Source organism: Sphingobacterium sp. 1.A.4 (genome assembly GCF_002734245.1).
Lineage (GTDB): Bacteria > Bacteroidota > Bacteroidia > Sphingobacteriales > Sphingobacteriaceae > Sphingobacterium > Sphingobacterium tenebrionis.
The window spans coordinates 30,340-50,139 of sequence record NZ_PEAZ01000044.1; the positions used below are offsets into that span (position 1 = coordinate 30,340).

Below are 19,800 nucleotides of genomic sequence, written 5' to 3' on the forward strand. Positions count from 1 at the left end.
TTGCGAGCCACCTCGTCATTGCGAGGACCATCGTCATTGCGAGGAACGAAGCAATCTTTACGCTAATCGAAAGATTGCTTCGTCGTACCTCCTCGCAATGACGATGGCCTGGCAATTACCCGAATACCCAATGACTAAAAATTTGTCATATTAAACAATGGAAAAAAAAATTAAGAATCTACATCCACGCAATAAATTCAATCAAGAGTACGATTTCATCCCTTTGATAAAACGTGTCCCTGAACTCAAGAAACAGCTTATCAAAACCCCAGATGACCGTACTAGTCTTGATTTCAGAGATCCAAGATCGGTGTTCCTATTGAACAAGGCTCTTTTGGAATCCTCCTACGACCTACGTGGTTGGGAAATCCTGGAAAACAGCCTTTGCCCATCCATCCCTGGACGTTTGAATTACATCCATTACCTAGCAGACCTATTCAAAGCTCGTCTTGGAAAACCGGTTCGTGTATTGGATGTTGGTACAGGTTCATCAGTAATATATCCTTTATTAGGCGCGAAGGAATATGGTTGGCATTTTGTAGGATCAGAAGTTCACAAACCATCGATCCAACAGGCCAAGAACATCCTGGCAAAAAATCCGGAATTCCGCCAAACCATAGAACTAAGAGAACAAAAGAATCCAGATTTGATCCTAAAAGGGATCATCCATGCTGGAGAATATTTTGATGCCATCATGTGCAACCCTCCTTTCTATAAATCAAGAGAGGACTATGAAAAGACGGTTACCAAAAAGAACAGTAAGCTGCATCAAACATCCGAAGACCTATCTACCAATTTCAAAGGTTTAGATAATGAACTATGGGTATCGGGAGGTGAGAAAAAATTCATCAGCCAGTTGATCTATGAAAGTATCGAACTGAAAGATCAAATCGGCATTTGCACAACCTTGGTTTCTAATAAGGAAAACATCAAACCTCTTCGAGCTATCCTCGAATACCATAAAATTCAGGATATCAAAGTGACGACCATGCAACAGGGCAATAAGATCAGTAGGATCTTATCCTGGAAATTGAGCGGATCGAAATAAGAAATTGAACAAAATAAAGAGCGGAGCGCCAAAAAAAGGTTTATGAAGGAATTCATAAACCTTTTTTGTTACATTGACCCTAATACCTGTTTAAACGCTGATACTTAAGCACTACGAATCTTCACATTTTTTTTACAAAAAATTTGCTAAAACGATTTTAATTTTTAAATTCGTTATAACCATTATATAATTTAAAACAATAACAGTCACCATCATGAACCTATTTTTTCCAAAAATTATCGTCAATTTCTATAGACCTTAATAAGTCTACTGAAAATTTGTTGGCCAAAACCTAGGTATAAGCTAACAAACCTTTTCCAAAATACTTGCTAAATCGTTTTTTACAAGACGACTAGCACCTTATTGCCCTATTTAAACCTCAAATATTAACCTTTAGACAAACCAACATATGATTACACAACGACACAAGCCAAAACTGAAAACTTAGCCGGAAACCAAATTTTAGCTAATAGCTCTTCAATTAAACCTTATTTAATAACCAATAAAAAGCTCTACATTATGAGTGTAAAATGGAAGTTTAAATCGTTAATGATTTTGACTCTCTTATCTGCCCAAATGGCGGATGCCGATGAGTTGAATGAGTTTTTCGTTGATAAACAAGACACTAGCCAAACCGACACGGTACCCGAGTTGAGAGCCGTTTACCGCTTTGATCAAGCCAACAACAAGGTAGGCTCCATCAAGAATATTTCCTTGATCACCGCCCATAGCCTTCCGCAATTAATCAAAGGGGAACTACCAGGTGTCTATGTTTCGGAATCCAATGGGGAACCCGGAACCAGCCAGCAGATGTTTGTCCGCGGCCTCAACAAACCCATCTTTACCAATCGGGATATCTATAGTACCCAACCCCTCATCGTATTGGATGGAGTTCCCCAAATTGGCGAACATCCCTTTTCCTTTGATATCCAAAATTATGATGTGGAAAGAATTGGTCCTGAAAACAACCTATTGACCACCTTCGACATCGATAACATCGAAAGCATTGTGGTACACAAGGATTTGGCCACCTTGGCGAAATACGGCCCTTTAGGTGTCAATGGTGTAATTGAAATCACCTCCAAAAAAAGCCTAGGACCAGATAAAAAAAGAATCTCCGTAAACAGTTATGGGGGATTTTCTGCAAGACCTGCTGTAACCACGATCAATGGTTCCTATGAAAATGCTTTCCGTAAGCAATTTTATGATCTTTTTACTACCAATGGCCGATATAATGAGGATGATGTTTACCCCATTTATTTAAGTGATTCGTTGAACAACAATTATTTCGGGCCCTCCAATTGGTCGGATAGTTATTACCACAATGGTTATAATTATGGTGCGAATGCTACCGTTGCCGGAGGAGGAAACCGCTCCAATTTTCAATTCAACCTGGGCACCATCCAAAATGGCGGTACAGCTGAGGATACTGAATTCGATAAACTGAATGCACGGTTCTATCTCAACCTTCGCCCTTTCAATTGGTTGGTTTTCGAAACCTTGGTCAATGTGAACCGACTCAATAGGGATAGGAATAAAAATCTCCGCAACCGTTACGCCATGATGGGGTACTTCCCAGATCTTGGGGCACCCATATCACCCAATAAAGAAGTATATGATAAATACCTAGACGAATTCGATAAAAGTTTCGACAATAACTTCAACAACCTATTGGGAGGATTTTTCGGTTTGCAATTCAATGTGGACAGGTTACGGTTCAAGACCAAATTCGGAATCGACTACAACGAGGGATACCGCGATCTTTTCTACCCGAGTACCATTTTGGAGTCCAATAACTTTGCTTCCAATTATTACGGTTATAACCAACGCATCCTTATCGATAATACCTTGGTCTATGATTTCGAAAACGACGCGAACTACTTCTATTTTGAAGCCGGCAATTCCTTTACCTGGGATGTCTTTAAATACAATTATGCTTATGCCTTTAAAGGTGTAAATGATTACATAAAGATCAATTTATTAGGAGGAGACCAGAATTCCAGTGTGTTTCCAAAACAATTGATCTATAAATTCTTGGACAGAACCCGTCACAATATGATTTCGGTGTATGGTAAAGGTTCCTATACCTACGATAATACCTATACCGCATCCTTGATGCTTCGTTATGACGGATCTTCGAATGCCCAACCTACCGCACGATGGTTCTTCTCGCCTACCTTATCCTTGGGTTGGAATGCGAAGAACAGCCTAATGGCCGACAACGAACAGATCAGCCAATTTAATTTTCGTGCTTCGGTAGGGCGTTTAGGAATCTACAACATGTACGATAATTATTCCCAAGGACCAAGCTATACTGCACAGATCGGCTATACCGGAAACATGATCGTTCCGAGTTACAATGCCTTCGCTGCCTTGGTAAGACCATATGAAGTGGGCTGGGTAGGATACGATATCCCTTGGAGCTATATGGATGAAGTCAATATTGGGATGGATCTTGGTTTACAGCAAAACAAACTTCAGTTCAGTCTGGATGCCTATGTTCGGGATACCAAAGATCAATTGGTCATGCTTCCCGGCAAAAGAGATTTCGGATATAAATACCAATACGAAAGTGGATTGGATGTGCGAAATATGGGCGTGGACCTGGGGATCAGTGGAGATATCATCAACAAAAGCCAACTTTCTTGGAATTCTGGGATTATCCTAGGTTTTAATACCAACAAGATCTTGGCCCTGCCAAATGGACTGGATGAGGTAGCCGTGGACAACCGCTTATTAAAAGTAGGTGAACGAGTGGATGCTTTCTGGTTATTGGAGAACCAAGGGATCTATCTGACCGATAATGATGTTCCGCAGCAGTCGGGTCAGTTACTGACCTATCGTGCTATCGATCTAAAAGCTGGAGATCCTATCTGGAAAGACCAGAATGGTGATTTCAACATCGATGATGAAGACCGGATCGTGAAAGGAAACATTATCCCTAAAGTATCTGGTAGCTGGAACAATAGCCTACGATATAACAATTTCGACCTAAACCTTAATTTTTATTTCAACCTGGGCAGAAGTATCATGAACCAAGAAATGTCCAACCGCTTCAATTTCATAGAAAATGAAAATGCTCGGGAGATCGATGCGATCAAAGAGATCACTTATTGGGAGAAAAGAGGCGATTACAGCAAATATCCGCTCTATAATCCATGGAGTTCGGTGAGTCCTTATCAGGTCAATCAATCCCTATTCTTGGAAAATGGATCCTTCGTCAAGTTGCGCACTGTTTCCCTTGGTTACAACATGAAAGATGTTTTGAGCAGCAAGTACAGCAAGAAAATGGATCTGTATGTCTATCTGTCTGCCAACAACCTTTTGACCTTATCGCCTTATTCAGGTCGGGATCCGGAGTTAGTTAATTATTTAGGTTATGACTTAGGTTATTCGCTTCCTTTGCCGAAAACCTTTGCTCTAGGCTTCAAACTTAATTTATAACCCGTTATGAAAAGATTATTATTTATTATTCTGATATCATCTTTAACCCTATCATCCTGCAAAAAGATGTTGGATATAGACTCCAGTCGCTTGGTTTCTGAAGAGAACATGTGGTTAAAATTAGAGGATTCCAGAGCAGCTTTGATGGGGGTTTATGGATTAACAAAAGCCGCCCTGAATGATCATAATGCCCACTGGCTTTATGGTGAAGTTCGTTCAGGCGATTTCAGCATTCCGATTCGTCAAGATCTGAAAGCCATCAGTAGCCATAACCTATCCCCTTCTTACGGGGTGATGGAAGACCTTAAAAGCTGGCGGAGATTCTATGCGGTTATCAATGCGGCCAATATCTTTATTGAACGTGTTCCGGAGGTTTTGGCGAATGATAAACGCTATACCGACAACAATATGGTGGTGGATGTAGCGCAAGCTCGCTTTCTAAGGGCCTTTGCCTATTTTTATATGGTTCGGATCTGGGGCGACGTGCCATTGATCACATCCTCTCAAGAAGGAAAGTTTACCGATGCTCCTCGTGAAGACCAATTCAAGGTTTTGGCCTGGGTTCAGCAGGAGTTGGAAGCTGCCGCTGCAGATCTTCCTTATCGTTATTCTGTTAATGACCCACAGCAGATCGGAAATTATTACAATGAAGCACCGTCTCGCTGGGACGGTGCATTGGCTAGAAAATTAACGGCCTATGCTCTATTGGCGCATGTGGCCGCTTGGCAGAGCAATTATCCTGATGCGGCAACCTATTCCAAATTTGTTGTCGATAATTACGGCAGAGCAGGCATGGGATTGATCCCTTCAGAAACACTCTCGGCTTCCAATGGCTTTTTCTACGATAAAAACAGTAACCAATTACTGGGCTTCGGCCATGTGTACAACCATGTGGAAGGTTCTTTCACCGGACATATCGAAGAATTGACCTTGGCAACACCGGTGGTGGATAAGACCATTCCAGATATGTTCCTTCCGAAGGATAAAATCCTTCAGTATTTCAATGAGGCCAATGACCAACGATTCAGTGCAGATACTTTGGGGAATCCTACGTCTGAAAACTATTTCAGGAACTTCAATGGTCGCTATCCCATCTTCAGCAAAATCAAGTGTATCCTTGGTGGTGTAACCGACCCAACTTTCCGTTTGTTCTCGAGTGCTACGGTCTTTACGCGCCTGGAAGATATTTACTTATTACGTGCGGAATCATTAGCGGTATTGGGCGAAACAAATGGCGCAATCGATCTGCTGAACACGCTGCGGGAAAGAAGAGGCCTCGCCAAGTATTCCTTTGAGAAAAATGGTGAATTGGTGGATGCGATCTTCCATGAACGGAACAGAGAATTGATGGGTGAAGGCCATCGATGGTATGACTTGATTCGATATAGCCGCCTAAAGAATGACAATTCGCCGATCAACCAGATGATCCGAGCAAACGCCATCTATTGGCCAATAGCGAAAGATGTACTGGCACAGAACAGCAAGTTAACCCAAAATGAGTACTGGAAATAATAAGAAGCATCATGAAGAAACATTCAAATTACCTTTATTTCCTTTTCATCATCCTTATAACAGCCTGTACAAAAGATGCTGGCTATTATAATGAAGAGGTACAAAAAATAAAATTCAATGGTACCATTTATGATTACCTATTAAGTAAACACGGTGTTTTCGATTCCTTGGTGAAAGTGGTGGGCCGTACGGAGATGGAAAAACTATTGAAGGAATCCAACAACATTACCTTGTTCGCGCCTACCAACCAAAGTTTCAAGATAGCGTTGGAGAACCTGAACAATACCCGTAAAAAGGCTGATAAACCCTTGGAATACATCAATAATGTGGATATCCTACATCTGGATACCATGATATCGCAATACCTGATCAGAGGCTATTACCCTACAGATTCCATGCTCTTAAAAGATGGTATCAATCTGTTTGATTATAAAAATGGCTATCCGATGAATGCCAAGGTGATCAGCGGCAATTCTTCTGGCTATTTGAAGGGTGGTCCGGTAATCATTCAGTATAGTGATACCAAAAGGAGCCAGTTTACCCGGAATTGGGTCACTGCCACCACGGAATCCATCAATATCCAAGCAGATAATGGTATTGTCCATGTTTTGGCTCCTGACCATGTGTTTGGTTTCAACGATTTCGTGAACAAATTGACCTATATTCCGCCTCCACCAAACCTATTTGTTACCGTAGGTGGTAAATTCAGCGTATCAAGAGAAAACTCCGGTGGACCTAATGCGGTAGAAGCCTCTAAATATGTATTCGATGGAAACCCAGAGACCAAATATTTAATAAGCGCCATGAACAATCCAGAGTGGATGCAGGTAGAACTGAATTCACCATCGGTAGCCAATGCCTATACCCTAACATCTGCCAACGACTTTCCAACACGGGATCCAGCAGATTGGCAATTACAAGCTTCTCATAACGGAACAGATTGGACTACCCTGGACTCCAGAAATTCGGAGGAATTTACATCCCGATTCCAACAACGGGTATTCTTTATCAATAATACCGTTGCCTATAAATTCTACCGACTACGCTTGATCCGCGTTCGGTCTGGAGTGGACATGCAATTAGCCGATTGGAGTGTAAACAAACATGATTAACCTAACTGAATAGCTAAAAATGAAATTATCAAATTCCATACGATTAATGAGCGTCTTGTTAGGCAGTTGTTCACTTTTCGCTGCTTGTAAGGAAACCTTTGAACTTCCTGCAGACCGCGACTTCATCAGTGAAAACATTACTTACGAGAACAAAGTTATCCAACCTATCATAGGTCGGGATAATATACATACAGGTTTACTCTTGGATAACTCCACCTTGCCCCTGAAGTTTGAGATCATCAATCCGCGGTACGGTGATGGAACACCTTATACGGATGTTTTCCAAAAGGCACCGACCTATGAATGGATCGCCGAATACGATGGTAAGGAGAAATCCTTAGCGGAAATCGAAGCCAAAAGACATCTGGTCGAAAAACCATATTTCGAAGTGGACGATTATGGAAGGTTCATTATGTACGGATCTTCCACGAACGAGACAGTCGCTCCTAGACCTGCCGATACGGTGGTGAAGACTCAGGATGTTCGGTTCTTTGACCTTAAGGTATCCAATTCTGGAGGCTTTCAGATCATCAAAGACCTACAGTTGATCCCTTGGCGGCAACGGGATTATTCGCCAGATTATGATATGAATCCCTATACGGGCGGAGTGGCGCCAGATCCTAGAAACCCGAAGGATCCCTCGAAAAGAGAATACCTGAAGCCTTCTTGGTTCAGCAACATCATCGGGGTTAACTCGAATACCAACCTGAAGAATGATGATAAGCAGACAGACTTGGTGGTATTTATTCGAAGGTTTGAAGGTGGAAACGGTAAGAGCCTGCGGTTTAGGTTTTTGAATCCAGATAGTAGTGCCATCAACCCCGCAAAGTTCAATGAAACAAAATGGGACTTATTGGTACATGGGTTCAACAAACAGATGACCAGTGAATATGTACAATATGATGTTGCTTATCCGATTCCATTGACCAGTATCCGAACCGATTACAATTCCGGTAGCAATGCCCGGGTCGTCTTCAAATATTCCCGAACCGGAATGGGAGGAACATTGACCTATGGCGAGATGGGATTGGATTTCAGGATTTTCAAGCCTGGTGATTGGGAGATCGTGTTTATGTTCCGTAGAGAGAGTCCAAAATTTGAGGATGAATAAATATTAACCTTATGAAACTACAGAAAAATATCATTTTATATATGGTGATGGCTGTCCTTTCCATTTCATTTGCCATGGCCCAGAACCAGCAGATTCAAGGAAAGGTATTGGATGAATCCAACAAGCCGGTAAGTGGGGTTACAATATTAAACGCCTCGAACAACCGCGCTTTGACAGCTACCAAAGATAATGGCGAATTTACCGTTACGGTTCCTGCCAATACGACCTTGATTTTCCGAGGTATTGGATTTACAGAAAGAAGGATCAAGATCAATGTGAACCAAACTTCTTTGACGGTTCGCTTGAGTGCAACCGATAACCAAGTGGAAGAAGTCGTGGTACGTGGTTATGTAGCCCGTTCCAAGGAAAAAACCACCGGTTCATCCTATTCCTTAGGTGAGAAGGATATCAAAGATAATCCTGCCATCAATATTGAGTCCTTGATGCAAGGAAAAGTTCCTGGATTGAACATTCAGGTGAATACCGGTGCGCCGGGTTTCCGTGGATCCACACAGATCCGGGGTCTATCCACCCTTTCCACACAAGGAACTGGTAATGAATCGATCCTGATGCCGACCTCTCCTTTGTATGTAATTGATGGGGTCCCGATGGATGCGGACAGAGCCTCAGAGTTTGGTCTTCAACAACAAGGTCCCGGTATCAGCCCACTTTCCTTGATTCCACCGGAAGATGTAGAGAGCATCGAGATTCTTAAAGATGCCCAAGCAACATCCTTATACGGATCTAGAGGGGCATATGGTGTAATCATCATCAATACCAAACGAGGTAATTCAGAGGTGCCAAGGATCAATTATACGCATTCCTCCTTTATGAGGTCGATCCCTAAACTACGGGAGACCTTGGGCGGTAATATGGAAAGAAACCTAAAATTGCTTCAGATCTATACCAATGCTCGTACGCAAGGGGAATTGGATAAAATTATGCAGACGCCTTCCCTTGCGGATAGTTTGAACTCCTACTTCAACAATTCCACCAACTGGCAGGGCTTATTCTATCAGAACACGTTTAACCAGAACCACAACTTCAGTATGGATGGTGGAAATCAGCAATTATCCTATAAAGCCAACCTCAATTTCTACGATGAAACCGGGGTCATCAAGAATACAGGATTTACCCGTTATTCGTCGAACTTAAGGATGGATTACCGTCCTTCCAGACGCTTTGAGTTTGTAGGTCAGGTGTTTGCCCAACTGGGAAAGATGAACAAAGGGGATGGAACAGGTATTCTACAGACTGGGGTAGCCAGTGGAGGTCAGTCTTCCACCCTATTGCCACCTCCAGGATTCTTTACCGCTTCATCGGACTATGTTGCCGCGATCAGAACACGGAACGACAATAAAACCAAATTAATAAAACCCTTTATTGAAGCTGGAGTGGAGATCATCGATAACCTCCGATTCCGTACGACACTAAGCTATGAACTATCTTCTGGTACAGAGGAGAAATTCTCGCCGGCAGCCTCTTCGGGCCAATTCTCTGAAGTATATGCCTTCAACAATCGTTACTCACAATTCTATAGTAGGAATAACCTGAACTACTCGAAGACATTGAATGAGGATCATGATTTATTCTTCAGTATTTTCAATGAGATCATCCACGTGACCAACCAGAATTCGGTCATTACGCAACGTCGTACGCCGAACGATCAGTTTGAAGGTCCATTGGGTTTTGATGGTTTCTTCTCCAGTGGAGGTGGTATTCTGAGCTTTAAAAATGAGAAAGCACTATCTTTTGCTTTCGCAGGAAACTACAGCTATAAATCCCGGTATGTACTAGACCTGACTTATCGTTTGGATGGATCTTCCTTGAATGGATTTGAAAACCTTTATACCAAGAATCCATCCATAGGATTAAAATGGAACATCCACCGGGAAGATTGGATCAAGGGATTGCCTTGGATCAATACCGCAGCACTTCGCGGTACCTGGGGAGTAAACGTGATGCCTACGGCAACCTTAGACCGGATCTATGGTAAATACAATATCTACGGGAACTACAATCAGCAAACAGGGATCGGTATCGACTCCTATCTGATTCCAAATCCTGATTTGAAACCGACGACTTCCATGCAGTACAACTTAGGTTTTGACCTGATCATTCTGAACAACAAGATCGATATCATCTATGATACCTATTATAAACGTACAGAAAACCTGTATCAGGAATCCTATTTGAACAATACGACCGGTTTCTCCACGCTGTCCTCAAACGAAGGGGGTTTGGTAAACTATGGTCATGAGGTTTCCTTGCGATTACGACCATTGAAAGGCGATAAGTTCTTTTGGATGCTGTCGGTCAATGGCGCCTATAACCGGGATGTCCTTTTGCAATTGCCAAGTATCTTCAATGGTCAATTGATTCGTTGGGATGGTTCTGCGGCCAAACAACACATCCTGAACCGCGTAGGTACGCATGCCTTCTCCAATTATGTATTGGTGAACCGGGGTGTATATGCGACAGATGCGGATGTTCCGGTAGATCCGAGAACCGGCCTTCGTTATAGGACACCGGATGGTACCTTCTTCCAAGCTGGAGATCCGATCTGGGTTGATCAAAATGGTGATTATATTCTCGATGATAGGGATTACACCCGTTCAGGCAGTGCTCAACCGAATTTCATCGGCGGAATTCAGAATGAAATGTCCTACAAAGGCATCTCCTTGACGATCGCCGCTTCTTATACAGCCGGAAGAACGATTTTCAATAATGCATTAGCGGAACGTATGCGGCTGTTGGCAAATCCTTACGGTTTACAATCGGTAGTTCCATTGGATGATCTGGATATGTGGCGTCAGGATGGTGATATCGCCAAGTATCCGAATGCTTATGATTTCTCCCGCGCGGGCAATATCAATCCACTGCGGAATGATCAAACTTTATGGGAAGAAAACGGATCTTACCTCAAAATCAATCAGGTATCCCTAGCCTATAATTTTGATCGGGAATTTTTAAGAAGATACAGGTTACAACGTTTCCGGGTCTATGCCACCATGGACAATGTTTACACCTTTTCAAAATATTCTGGACCTAACCCTGAGGGTGTGACCAGTTTAGGCCGTGACCTTTCCAATGGCTACCCGGTTCCTAGAGGTTATGCACTTGGTTTAAACTTATCCTTCTAAATCATGAAAACAATGAAAAGATTTAATTTAAAATTAGCTTCCGTAGGATTGGGTTTAATGCTCGGATTGGGTTCATGTAACAATTATCTGAATGTAGAACCTATAGACCGTTTAACTGGAAATAACTATTATAAATCTGCGGAAGATGTAGAGGCCAATTTTGCCTTTATCTACAGCCGTTTCTTCGATAAGATCAATGAATCCTGGGTAATGGGAGCCATTGGTGAAGCCCGTTCCGGTGAGATCTTCATCTCGCCTTTGGCCAATAATGAGAATAGCCGGAAGGTGATCGAGGTCATGGGTCAGAACGACCTGAACCAGGCCATCAGCAATCCTTTATTTGACTGGTACAATATTGACCTGATCACCAATTGGAAAACCTATTACGAGGTCATCCAGAATACGAATATCCTGATCCAGAAATTGGAAGAGGGAATCCCTGGTGTGAGCGACAGTGAAAAGAACAGGTATATTGCTGAAGCAAAGTTCATGCGCAATTTCACTTATTTCTGGATGTGCAGGTTATATGGTGATGTGGTGTATTATACCCAACCCTATGAAGCTGCTGCCCTACCTCGGGAGGCCATGGTCTCGGTAATCAATAAATGCATCGAGGACCTGATGCCTCAAAAGGACCTGATGCCTTGGTCATTGAACGACCCATCCCTTCGCGGCGCAAGACCTGCCAAAGGAGCAATTATTGCCCTATTGATGCATATGAATATGTGGAACTCAGGTTTTGACCATACCAATAAACAGAAGTATTATGAGGCCACTATAGCTTTAGGAAAGGAATTGCTTGCCAGCAACCAACATAAACTGATTGCCCCATTTACGGATCAGAACTGGGCAATCGTGACCAAAGGTCGTAGTGAGGAATCTCTATTTGAGTTCTATAAAAGTATCAACTATGGTGACAATGTCAATCCATTGACGCCATTTTGGGATCACTTCTTACGTTGGCCATATAAGTTCCCACGTTTTACCAACCAGATCAGTCACTGTTATTACCTACCCTCCTATATGATGAGATTATTTCCAGAGGATGTGGCGGATAAACGCAGGGAGATGTGGTTTGAGGATATCTACTCCGGTAATGGGAATTTTGTACTTCGAAAATATGGTACCAATGTGTATGCATCCGGAAACGAGGATAAGAACCCGGACAATAGCTTCTTGATCTTCCGTTATGCGGATGCGATCTTATTGTATGCAGAAGCTTGTGCAGAAACAGGTTCGAATGATGATGAAGCGATTCGGGCAGTAAACCTGATCCGAACCCGCGCAGAAGCTACCCCTTATACCGGGTCTGGTGGTGCTGAGCTAAAGGATTTTATATTCATGGAGCGAAGTCGGGAGTTGTTCGGCGAGAGCCATCATTATTTCGATTTGATCAGAACCCGTCGTATCCTGAATCCGACATGGACCATGAGCCCATTGAGTTTAGACCAGTTCAACCGTGGAGGATGGACTTGGCCAATCGATCGAGAAGCTTTGCGCTATAACCCGAATATGCGATTAAATGATTATTGGACAACTATTGGACGCTAATGATGAAGAAGTTAACAAAGAATTTATCAATATGGGGTATGCTGGGGATACTGGGTTTCCTGGGCATATCCGGATGTGCAAAAGATGATTACTACAAAGATGGCGGACTAGCAAAAGCTGAATTTGATGGTACCATACTGGAATATTTAGATTCCAAACCTGTACTATTTGATTCCGTGGCAGCAATTATCCGAGCAGCAGAGATGGAGGAATTCTTCAACACGGAGGAATTCACCTTCTTCGCTCCTTCAGACCGGGATATCAAAGACCTGATCGGTTCAAAAGATAAAGGCGGCTTAAATAGGCGCTTGTATGATAATAAACAGGATACCATCAAAACTTTTACCGATGTGGATCCATCCATATGGCAACGATATCTTTACCGCTACATGTTCCGTGGTAAAAACAAGTTGGCGGATTATCCACAGATTGATTTTGGTTTATTGTCGCTATTTGGAGGTCAGAACTACCGATCCATGGCGGGAGATATCTTCAAGATCGGCGTGGTATTCAATGATGCTGTAGGAAGTGGAAGTAACCTCAAGTATATGGGATACCGCCAATTGCATGTAGGTCTGATCGGAGATCCTTCCAGGCCAGACAATTTTGATCCGGTGCCTGTTTCTACTTCGGATATCCAACCTACCAATGGGGTGATCCACGTATTGGATTATACCAGGGTATCCTTTGGATTTGACCAGAACCAAGTTATGAACGATATTATTGAAAGTAAACGCTAAGTCATGAAAAGAAATTTTATATATACCTTAGGAATTCTTGTCGCCTTGGCGCTTTCTTCCTGTAATAAGGAAGTGGAATTCTTCTCAGAACCTTATCCGGAAGGCAAGGAAAACCTACTTGTCAAAATGGATCGAACCCTTAAAACTTCGCCTGAATTTGGGGCACCAGGCACCGAAGTGACCATCAAGGTAACCGGTCTTGAAGCTTATAAGGATAAAGCGATTTTCAATTTCAATGGGGAAAAGGCGGAAATCGTCAGCATCAATGATGAACAGATCGTGGTAAAAGTGCCCACATTTGCCAGTACAGGAGTGACCTCTATCTATATTGATGATATGATTGTTTTTGGGCCAAAGTTCACCGTATCAGGTAAAGTGAATATCGACCCTACCTGGGGAGCAACGAAAGGATCCAACGGTTCGATCAACGCCAATTTATGGACGATTGATGAGAAGTACATCTTTGTAGGGAATTTTAGCAATTACGAAGAGAAGGGTTCTGTAAAACCGATCAACAAATTGGTGCGGACCTTTAGAAACGGAACTTACGACATCAGTTGGAGAACTGGGGATGGATCCAATGGAAACATCAATTCCATCCTTCAATACCAGGACCATTACTATATCTCTGGGGGTTTTTCAGGATATGACCAACGTAAGGACAATATTTCGAACATCACCCGTATTCATCTGAGTGGTCGTATTGATACCATGGGCATCAAACCGTTCAGACGTCCGGAGCAGAATGATACCACGAAGTACTACCCTACCTTCAATGGTGGATTTGACCAGTTTGTAGCAAATATCTATGAACATAATGGAAAGATCATCGCCTCTGGAAATTTCAGATACCATATAAACCGGATCTATGGGGAGCCTAATTTTATGGAAACCAAAGACTCCGTGATCTTGGATTCTACGGAGATCCGCCATGTAGCCAGATTGAATACAGATGGAACGCTTGATAAGACCTATCGATTTACGGGCGACAAGGCATTTGCTGGCGCCAATGGATCGATCGAGACCTTTTTCCACGACGAGGGACCTTTAAAAGGGAAGATCGTTGTATTTGGCAGGTTCAATCGTTTTGATGAGACTACCGTAGGAAATATCGTTCGTTTGAACGCCGATGGAACAGTAGACGCCTCCTTTAACACCGGCTCTGGAGCTAATTTCAAAGTGAATAAAGTAACCTACAACCCTATTACCAAAAAATATGTAGTCGTGGGCGAGTTCAAATCCTTCAATGGGGTGGAAACCGCTAGAATGGTCCTCTTGAACGAAGATGGAAGCATTGATAATACCTTTAAAGCGAAATCCTTTGGCAATGGTTACCCTTGGTATGCCAAGCAATTGAACGATGGATTGATCGTGGTAAGTGGTGGATTCATTGAATATGGAGGTGTGGCCAAGAATAGGTTTATGTTCCTGAAACCTGATGGATCCTTAGCTGAAGGCTATAATAATATTGGTCAAATGAATGGAAGTCTGAATCGGATAATAGAGACCACTTCGGAGGATGGAAAACGAGCCATCTTACTACTGGGCTCCTTTACTCGGATTGATGATTTTGTGGCGAATAACATAACACGTTTAATCCTTGAATAATTTGAACGCTATGAGAAAGAGAATTTGTAAACCATTATATGCTGTGCTTTTTGTCCTGATGGGACTGTTTTTGAGTGCCTGTCAAGAAGAATTCAGCAAGATCATTCCTGAAAAAGAGGAAGAAGAAGTGGATGTTATCTACGGAACACCTAAGGTTTTGTTATTATTGGTGGATGGTGCACGAGGAGAATCTGTCCGAACAGCACAGATTCCTACCATGATGGGCATGCTTCCCAATGCGATCCATTCCTGGGTTTCCTTGAGTGAGGAGAATGCTTTGGATGTTGCATCCAATTGGACGGATGTCCTTACTGGCGTGAATTATGTGAAGCATGGCGTAAGATCTGACGATTTCAGCACCAATAAATTGGCTTCTTTTCCGGTAGTTTACAAACGGGTAATGGACTATGCAGATAGCATCAAGATGAATGTCATCAGCACCAAGCAGACCTTTATCGATCATTATGCTACAGGAATTACTTCCCAACTGGCCAGCAATGATGAGGATGTAAAGTCCAAAGTGATTGCTGCCTTAGGGCAATCGGATCTATCTTTTATCACAGGACATTTTAGTGATATTGATAAAGCTGGTGAGGCTTCGGGCTATGATAATTCCTACCCTACCTATAAGGCATCCATCGAAAAATTTGATGGGCAATTGGCAGAGATCATGACGGCATTGAAGGCCAGGCCTAATTATGCGAGAGAAAACTGGCTGGTGATCGTTACGTCTAGCCAAGGTGGACCATTTGAAATTCCCGAAGCACAGAACGACAATACCATTTTCAGTAATCCAGAGGTAAACACCTTCACCATCATGCACTCCCCTAAATTTGTCACTAAGTTCATTGGGAAACCTTATATCGGAAATAAATTCATTGGATCGTTCATGCGATTCAATGCAGAAAATTATGCTCAATTGGATGAAGGGGATAATCCTTTATTCGATCTGGATACCACCGATTTCACCATCGAGCTGAAGATCAAGAAGAATAAAGGTTCCAATAATAATTACAGTTTCAGTTATCCATCCATTATTGGTAAGCGAAAGCATTGGCAAGGCGCCTGGGATCGCGAAACGGATGGGATTGGATGGGTGATCCACCTTGCTGGTGAGTCTTGGATTTTTAATGCTCGTGGTGATAAGGGGACCGGAGAGATCAAGGCCGATAAAAACATGAACCGTGGCACTTGGAATTCCATTGCTGTGACCGGAAGTATCGTGGATGGTAAACGCATGGTGAAATTATACACCAATGGGGAACTATCAAAGGAAGGAGAAATAACAGGCTGGGGAAAAATATCCTCCGATGCGAAATTTAGGATTGGTTTTATCCCAACGCGTGAAAATTGGCGTTCCGATGCTTATCTGGCAGATATCAAATTCTGGAAAGCAGATTTGGGGAAGGATGTGATCAAACAATATAGCTGTGAGATAGGTGTTGATCCTAACCATCCTTACATGCAGTATCTGGTTGCTCATTATCCGATGATGCGATCTGAGGCAGGTATCATTAAGGATGAAGGAAGTTTTGGTCTACATCTGAAAACTGGAAATAGCAATTATCAGATCCTGAACTTCAACGATTACCTCTGTGCCCCATCTTCCCAGAATTTAGGCGCACAGGTTCCAAGGACCATCGATATAGCAACACAGATCATTAGTTGGCTAAAAGTTCCAAGACAATCAGGTTGGCAATTGGACGGCCGTGTATGGATTGATAAATAAGAAATGCCGTATGAAAAAGAAAAATAATCTTCTCTATCTCTCCTATCTTTTCGTTGCAGCTATAGCATTTTCTGCCTGTTCACGAGAAGACCTAAAGGAGTTTGAATCTACCCAGAATAATCCGACAACGGTTGGAACGGGTAGTATAGCCGGTCAGGTAATAAAAACAAACGAACAGGTGGTTGTTCCGGTAAGCATAAAGTTATCCAAACCCGCCGCCAAAGCTTTCGAAGTCGCCCTTGGTGTCAATCAGGAAGCCGCTCTTGAGCATATCGCCGATGGGAATCTTGGTTCCGACCATGTGGCGGTGGCGGCAGAATCGATCATGTTGCCCAATGCCATCAAGGTTAACTTTGGGGCTGATTCTAGCAAATTCGAAATCAAGATTACCCGTACAGAGGTGGAAAAATATTTCGGAAAAAATATTGTGATCGGCTATAAGATCACAGAAGCTGGAAAGGGTAATAACATCGATCCTACAAAAACCGATGGGGTGATCATTTTGAATACAGAGGATCTGTTGGTTTTGGATGATATCCATTATATTTCCTTTACCAACGGTGCTGGTGAGGTTCTGGTTGCGAAAAACCAAACGAATTATGAAAGTGCCTCTTCGGGGATGTCCATCCCGATCGGTATCACACTGGCTAGTTTTCCTGGCCCTACCTTTACTGTGAACTTAGCAACCTCCACAGATACCATTGCCCAATTGATACAATCGGGTGTATTGCCGGCTAATACGGTTGCCCTACAGGCTGGTCAGTTCACCATGCCATCAAGGGTACAGGTTGCAAGTAACGCAAGAACCGCTAATTTTAATGTAGATGTTCCTTGGTCTGTTATCTCAGCAAACGTGAATAAACAATTGGCGATCATGGTGGAAATGACCAGTTCATCCCTTCATGTGATCAATCCGGCAAAAAGCTATACAATTTTGCTGATTGATTCGGAGAATGTAATTGAGGTCGATGTGACCAACCAAGGGGTTTTCAGCGTGAATAAGGACAACTCAGGTGGACCAAATGCCGGTGAAGGATCTTTAAAATTCATTGATGGTAATTATAATTCCAAATGGCTTGTGGGTAGGTTTGTTGGAGATCTTCAAGCGAAACTTGTTTTTAGCACACCACAAAAGATCGGTTCTTATACTTTGACATCTGGAAATGATGCATCGGACAGGGATCCGAATGTATGGCATCTGGAAGCTTCCAATGACGGAATTACCTGGACAACCATCGATTCGAGATCCGCTGAGGTATTCACCTCACGGAACCTGACAAGAAGGTTTGATATTGATCTACCAAAAGCATATACCCATTACCGTTTGAATATTACGTCCAATGTGGGTTCCAGTTTGTTCCAAGCTTCCGAGTGGAGAATGATCAGAATTCCATAGCCACCTAAAAGATTCCATATTATGAAAACGAAACTATTAAAATCGACATATGCCCTTCTGCTGATGCTTATTACCATCAGCATGGGCTGCACCCGAGAGGATATAATCGACAATTCTCCAGTAGATGGATTGGAGGAAAAACCTGCAGCGGCCTTTAATTTCACTGTAGCAGATCCAAAGGATCCCTTTACCTATAAATTTGATAATAAATCAAGTAATTTTAAAGAGGTCCGTTGGGATTTCGCTGATGATAGCACATCATCCGAACTTTCTCCTACCCATACGTTTCTGAATACAGGAACCTATAAGGTAAAGATGGTCGTATTGAATGGGGAAGGTTATTGGGCCCAACGGGAGGAAACCATTAAAATCAATCCTTCATCCTATATACAGGTAGCTACGAAAATTCTACCGGATCGAAAAATGGAACTTTCTTTTGAAACTGCGATGGAGATTGAATCCGCCTCTTGGACACACGCTGTTTCTTCCTCCGTATTTGTTATCTTCTCCACGGAGAAAACAGCAACCCTATCATTTGCCCCGGGGGAATTCAAACGGATATTCCTAACGGTTATTACTCCGAAAAAATCCAAAGCCACGATCGAGTTTCTTTTATCGGAAACTGGGCAGATCAAAGACTTGACGAATTTCGACAACATCTTTACCATTTCGCATGATAACAGTGGCGGACCGGATGCCAATGAAGGTTCCAAGAAAATGATCGACAACAATACCAACACTAAGGTATTCATTGGTGGGGTTGGGAACAGCCTGACCTGGCAATTTGAGTACTATGTTCCGCAGATCATTAATGGATACCGGATGACCTCGGGTAATGATGCCCAAGAAAGGGATCCTAAAGAATGGAAAGTCGAAGGATCAAACGATGGTACTACCTGGACAGAGATTGATCACCGGAGCAATGAAGAATTCCCTTCGCGATACCTATCTAGAACATTTACCTTCAATAATAGCACAGCGTATAAGTACTATAAGTTCTCTATACTGCAATTACGGAGTGGTACAAACTTCCAGATGTGTGAGGTAAGACTCCTACAGATTCCTCAATAAGGATTTCATCCAAATAAAAAAGCCATGTAAAATTCATGAGGGCACTGAAAAAGTCTCAACTTTTTAATGAGATTTAAAGAAATGACTGAGTACAAGATTTATCTTACTCGGTCATTTTTGTTCTAAGGATTTCTGAAAATTTGTTTTTTAATGGTTTTATTGAAGGTTTAATCGACCATGAGTGGCTATTTAGGCTTTCAGAATCTCAAATCCATTGATTTTGAGGTAATATTCCTCCTTTTTAGATCAATTTCAGGATTCTTTTCAAGTTTACCGTGAAGATGGCCATTGCACCCTGCATTTCCATATTTTGGATGCCATAGGAATCTGCTCTT

Annotated in this window: 12 protein-coding genes; all 12 read left to right on the forward strand. The window is 42.5% G+C overall.

Going from position 1 to position 19,800, the window contains the following annotated elements; all coding sequences use genetic code 11:
• The first annotated feature begins 157 nt into the window (after positions 1-157).
• The gene (rlmF, locus tag CRJ00_RS06700; protein ID WP_099366100.1) at positions 158-1,048 is read left to right on the forward strand and encodes a 23S rRNA (adenine(1618)-N(6))-methyltransferase RlmF; all 891 of its coding nucleotides are present in this window, start codon (positions 158-160) and stop codon (positions 1,046-1,048) included.
• Between the two features lie 549 nt (positions 1,049-1,597).
• Positions 1,598-4,492, forward strand: coding sequence for a SusC/RagA family TonB-linked outer membrane protein (locus tag CRJ00_RS06705; protein ID WP_180268437.1), 2,895 nt, complete (start codon positions 1,598-1,600; stop codon positions 4,490-4,492).
• A gap of 6 nt (positions 4,493-4,498) precedes the next feature.
• Entirely contained in the window at positions 4,499-6,004 is a 1,506-nt protein-coding gene (locus CRJ00_RS06710; RefSeq protein WP_180268438.1) for a RagB/SusD family nutrient uptake outer membrane protein, read from the forward strand.
• A gap of 11 nt (positions 6,005-6,015) precedes the next feature.
• Positions 6,016-7,116, forward strand: coding sequence for a discoidin domain-containing protein (locus CRJ00_RS06715; protein WP_099366102.1), 1,101 nt, complete (start codon positions 6,016-6,018; stop codon positions 7,114-7,116).
• A gap of 19 nt (positions 7,117-7,135) precedes the next feature.
• Complete coding sequence (locus tag CRJ00_RS06720; RefSeq protein WP_257213701.1) at positions 7,136-8,227, forward strand: DUF5007 domain-containing protein; 1,092 nt, start codon at positions 7,136-7,138, stop codon at positions 8,225-8,227.
• 11 nt (positions 8,228-8,238) lie between these two features.
• Positions 8,239-11,370, forward strand: coding sequence for a SusC/RagA family TonB-linked outer membrane protein (locus tag CRJ00_RS06725; RefSeq protein ID WP_257213702.1), 3,132 nt, complete (start codon positions 8,239-8,241; stop codon positions 11,368-11,370).
• A 12-nt stretch (positions 11,371-11,382) separates the two neighbouring features.
• Entirely contained in the window at positions 11,383-12,921 is a 1,539-nt protein-coding gene (locus CRJ00_RS06730; RefSeq protein ID WP_099366104.1) for a RagB/SusD family nutrient uptake outer membrane protein, read from the forward strand.
• Positions 12,921-13,661 carry a fasciclin domain-containing protein gene (locus CRJ00_RS06735; RefSeq protein WP_099366105.1) on the forward strand — a complete coding sequence of 247 codons (741 nt, stop codon included), beginning with the start codon at positions 12,921-12,923 and terminating at the stop codon, positions 13,659-13,661. The genes CRJ00_RS06730 and CRJ00_RS06735 overlap by 1 nt, the downstream gene beginning before the upstream one ends.
• A gap of 3 nt (positions 13,662-13,664) precedes the next feature.
• A complete protein-coding gene (locus tag CRJ00_RS06740) occupies positions 13,665-15,269 on the forward strand; it encodes a DUF5008 domain-containing protein (protein WP_099366106.1) in 1,605 nt (534 codons plus the stop codon).
• 10 nt (positions 15,270-15,279) lie between these two features.
• The gene (locus CRJ00_RS06745) at positions 15,280-16,998 is read left to right on the forward strand and encodes a LamG-like jellyroll fold domain-containing protein (protein ID WP_134776911.1); all 1,719 of its coding nucleotides are present in this window, start codon (positions 15,280-15,282) and stop codon (positions 16,996-16,998) included.
• Between the two features lie 10 nt (positions 16,999-17,008).
• Positions 17,009-18,394 carry a discoidin domain-containing protein gene (locus CRJ00_RS06750; protein WP_144038114.1) on the forward strand — a complete coding sequence of 462 codons (1,386 nt, stop codon included), beginning with the start codon at positions 17,009-17,011 and terminating at the stop codon, positions 18,392-18,394.
• 21 nt (positions 18,395-18,415) lie between these two features.
• Complete coding sequence (locus CRJ00_RS06755; RefSeq protein ID WP_099366109.1) at positions 18,416-19,465, forward strand: PKD domain-containing protein; 1,050 nt, start codon at positions 18,416-18,418, stop codon at positions 19,463-19,465.
• The last annotated feature ends 335 nt before the right edge of the window (positions 19,466-19,800 follow it).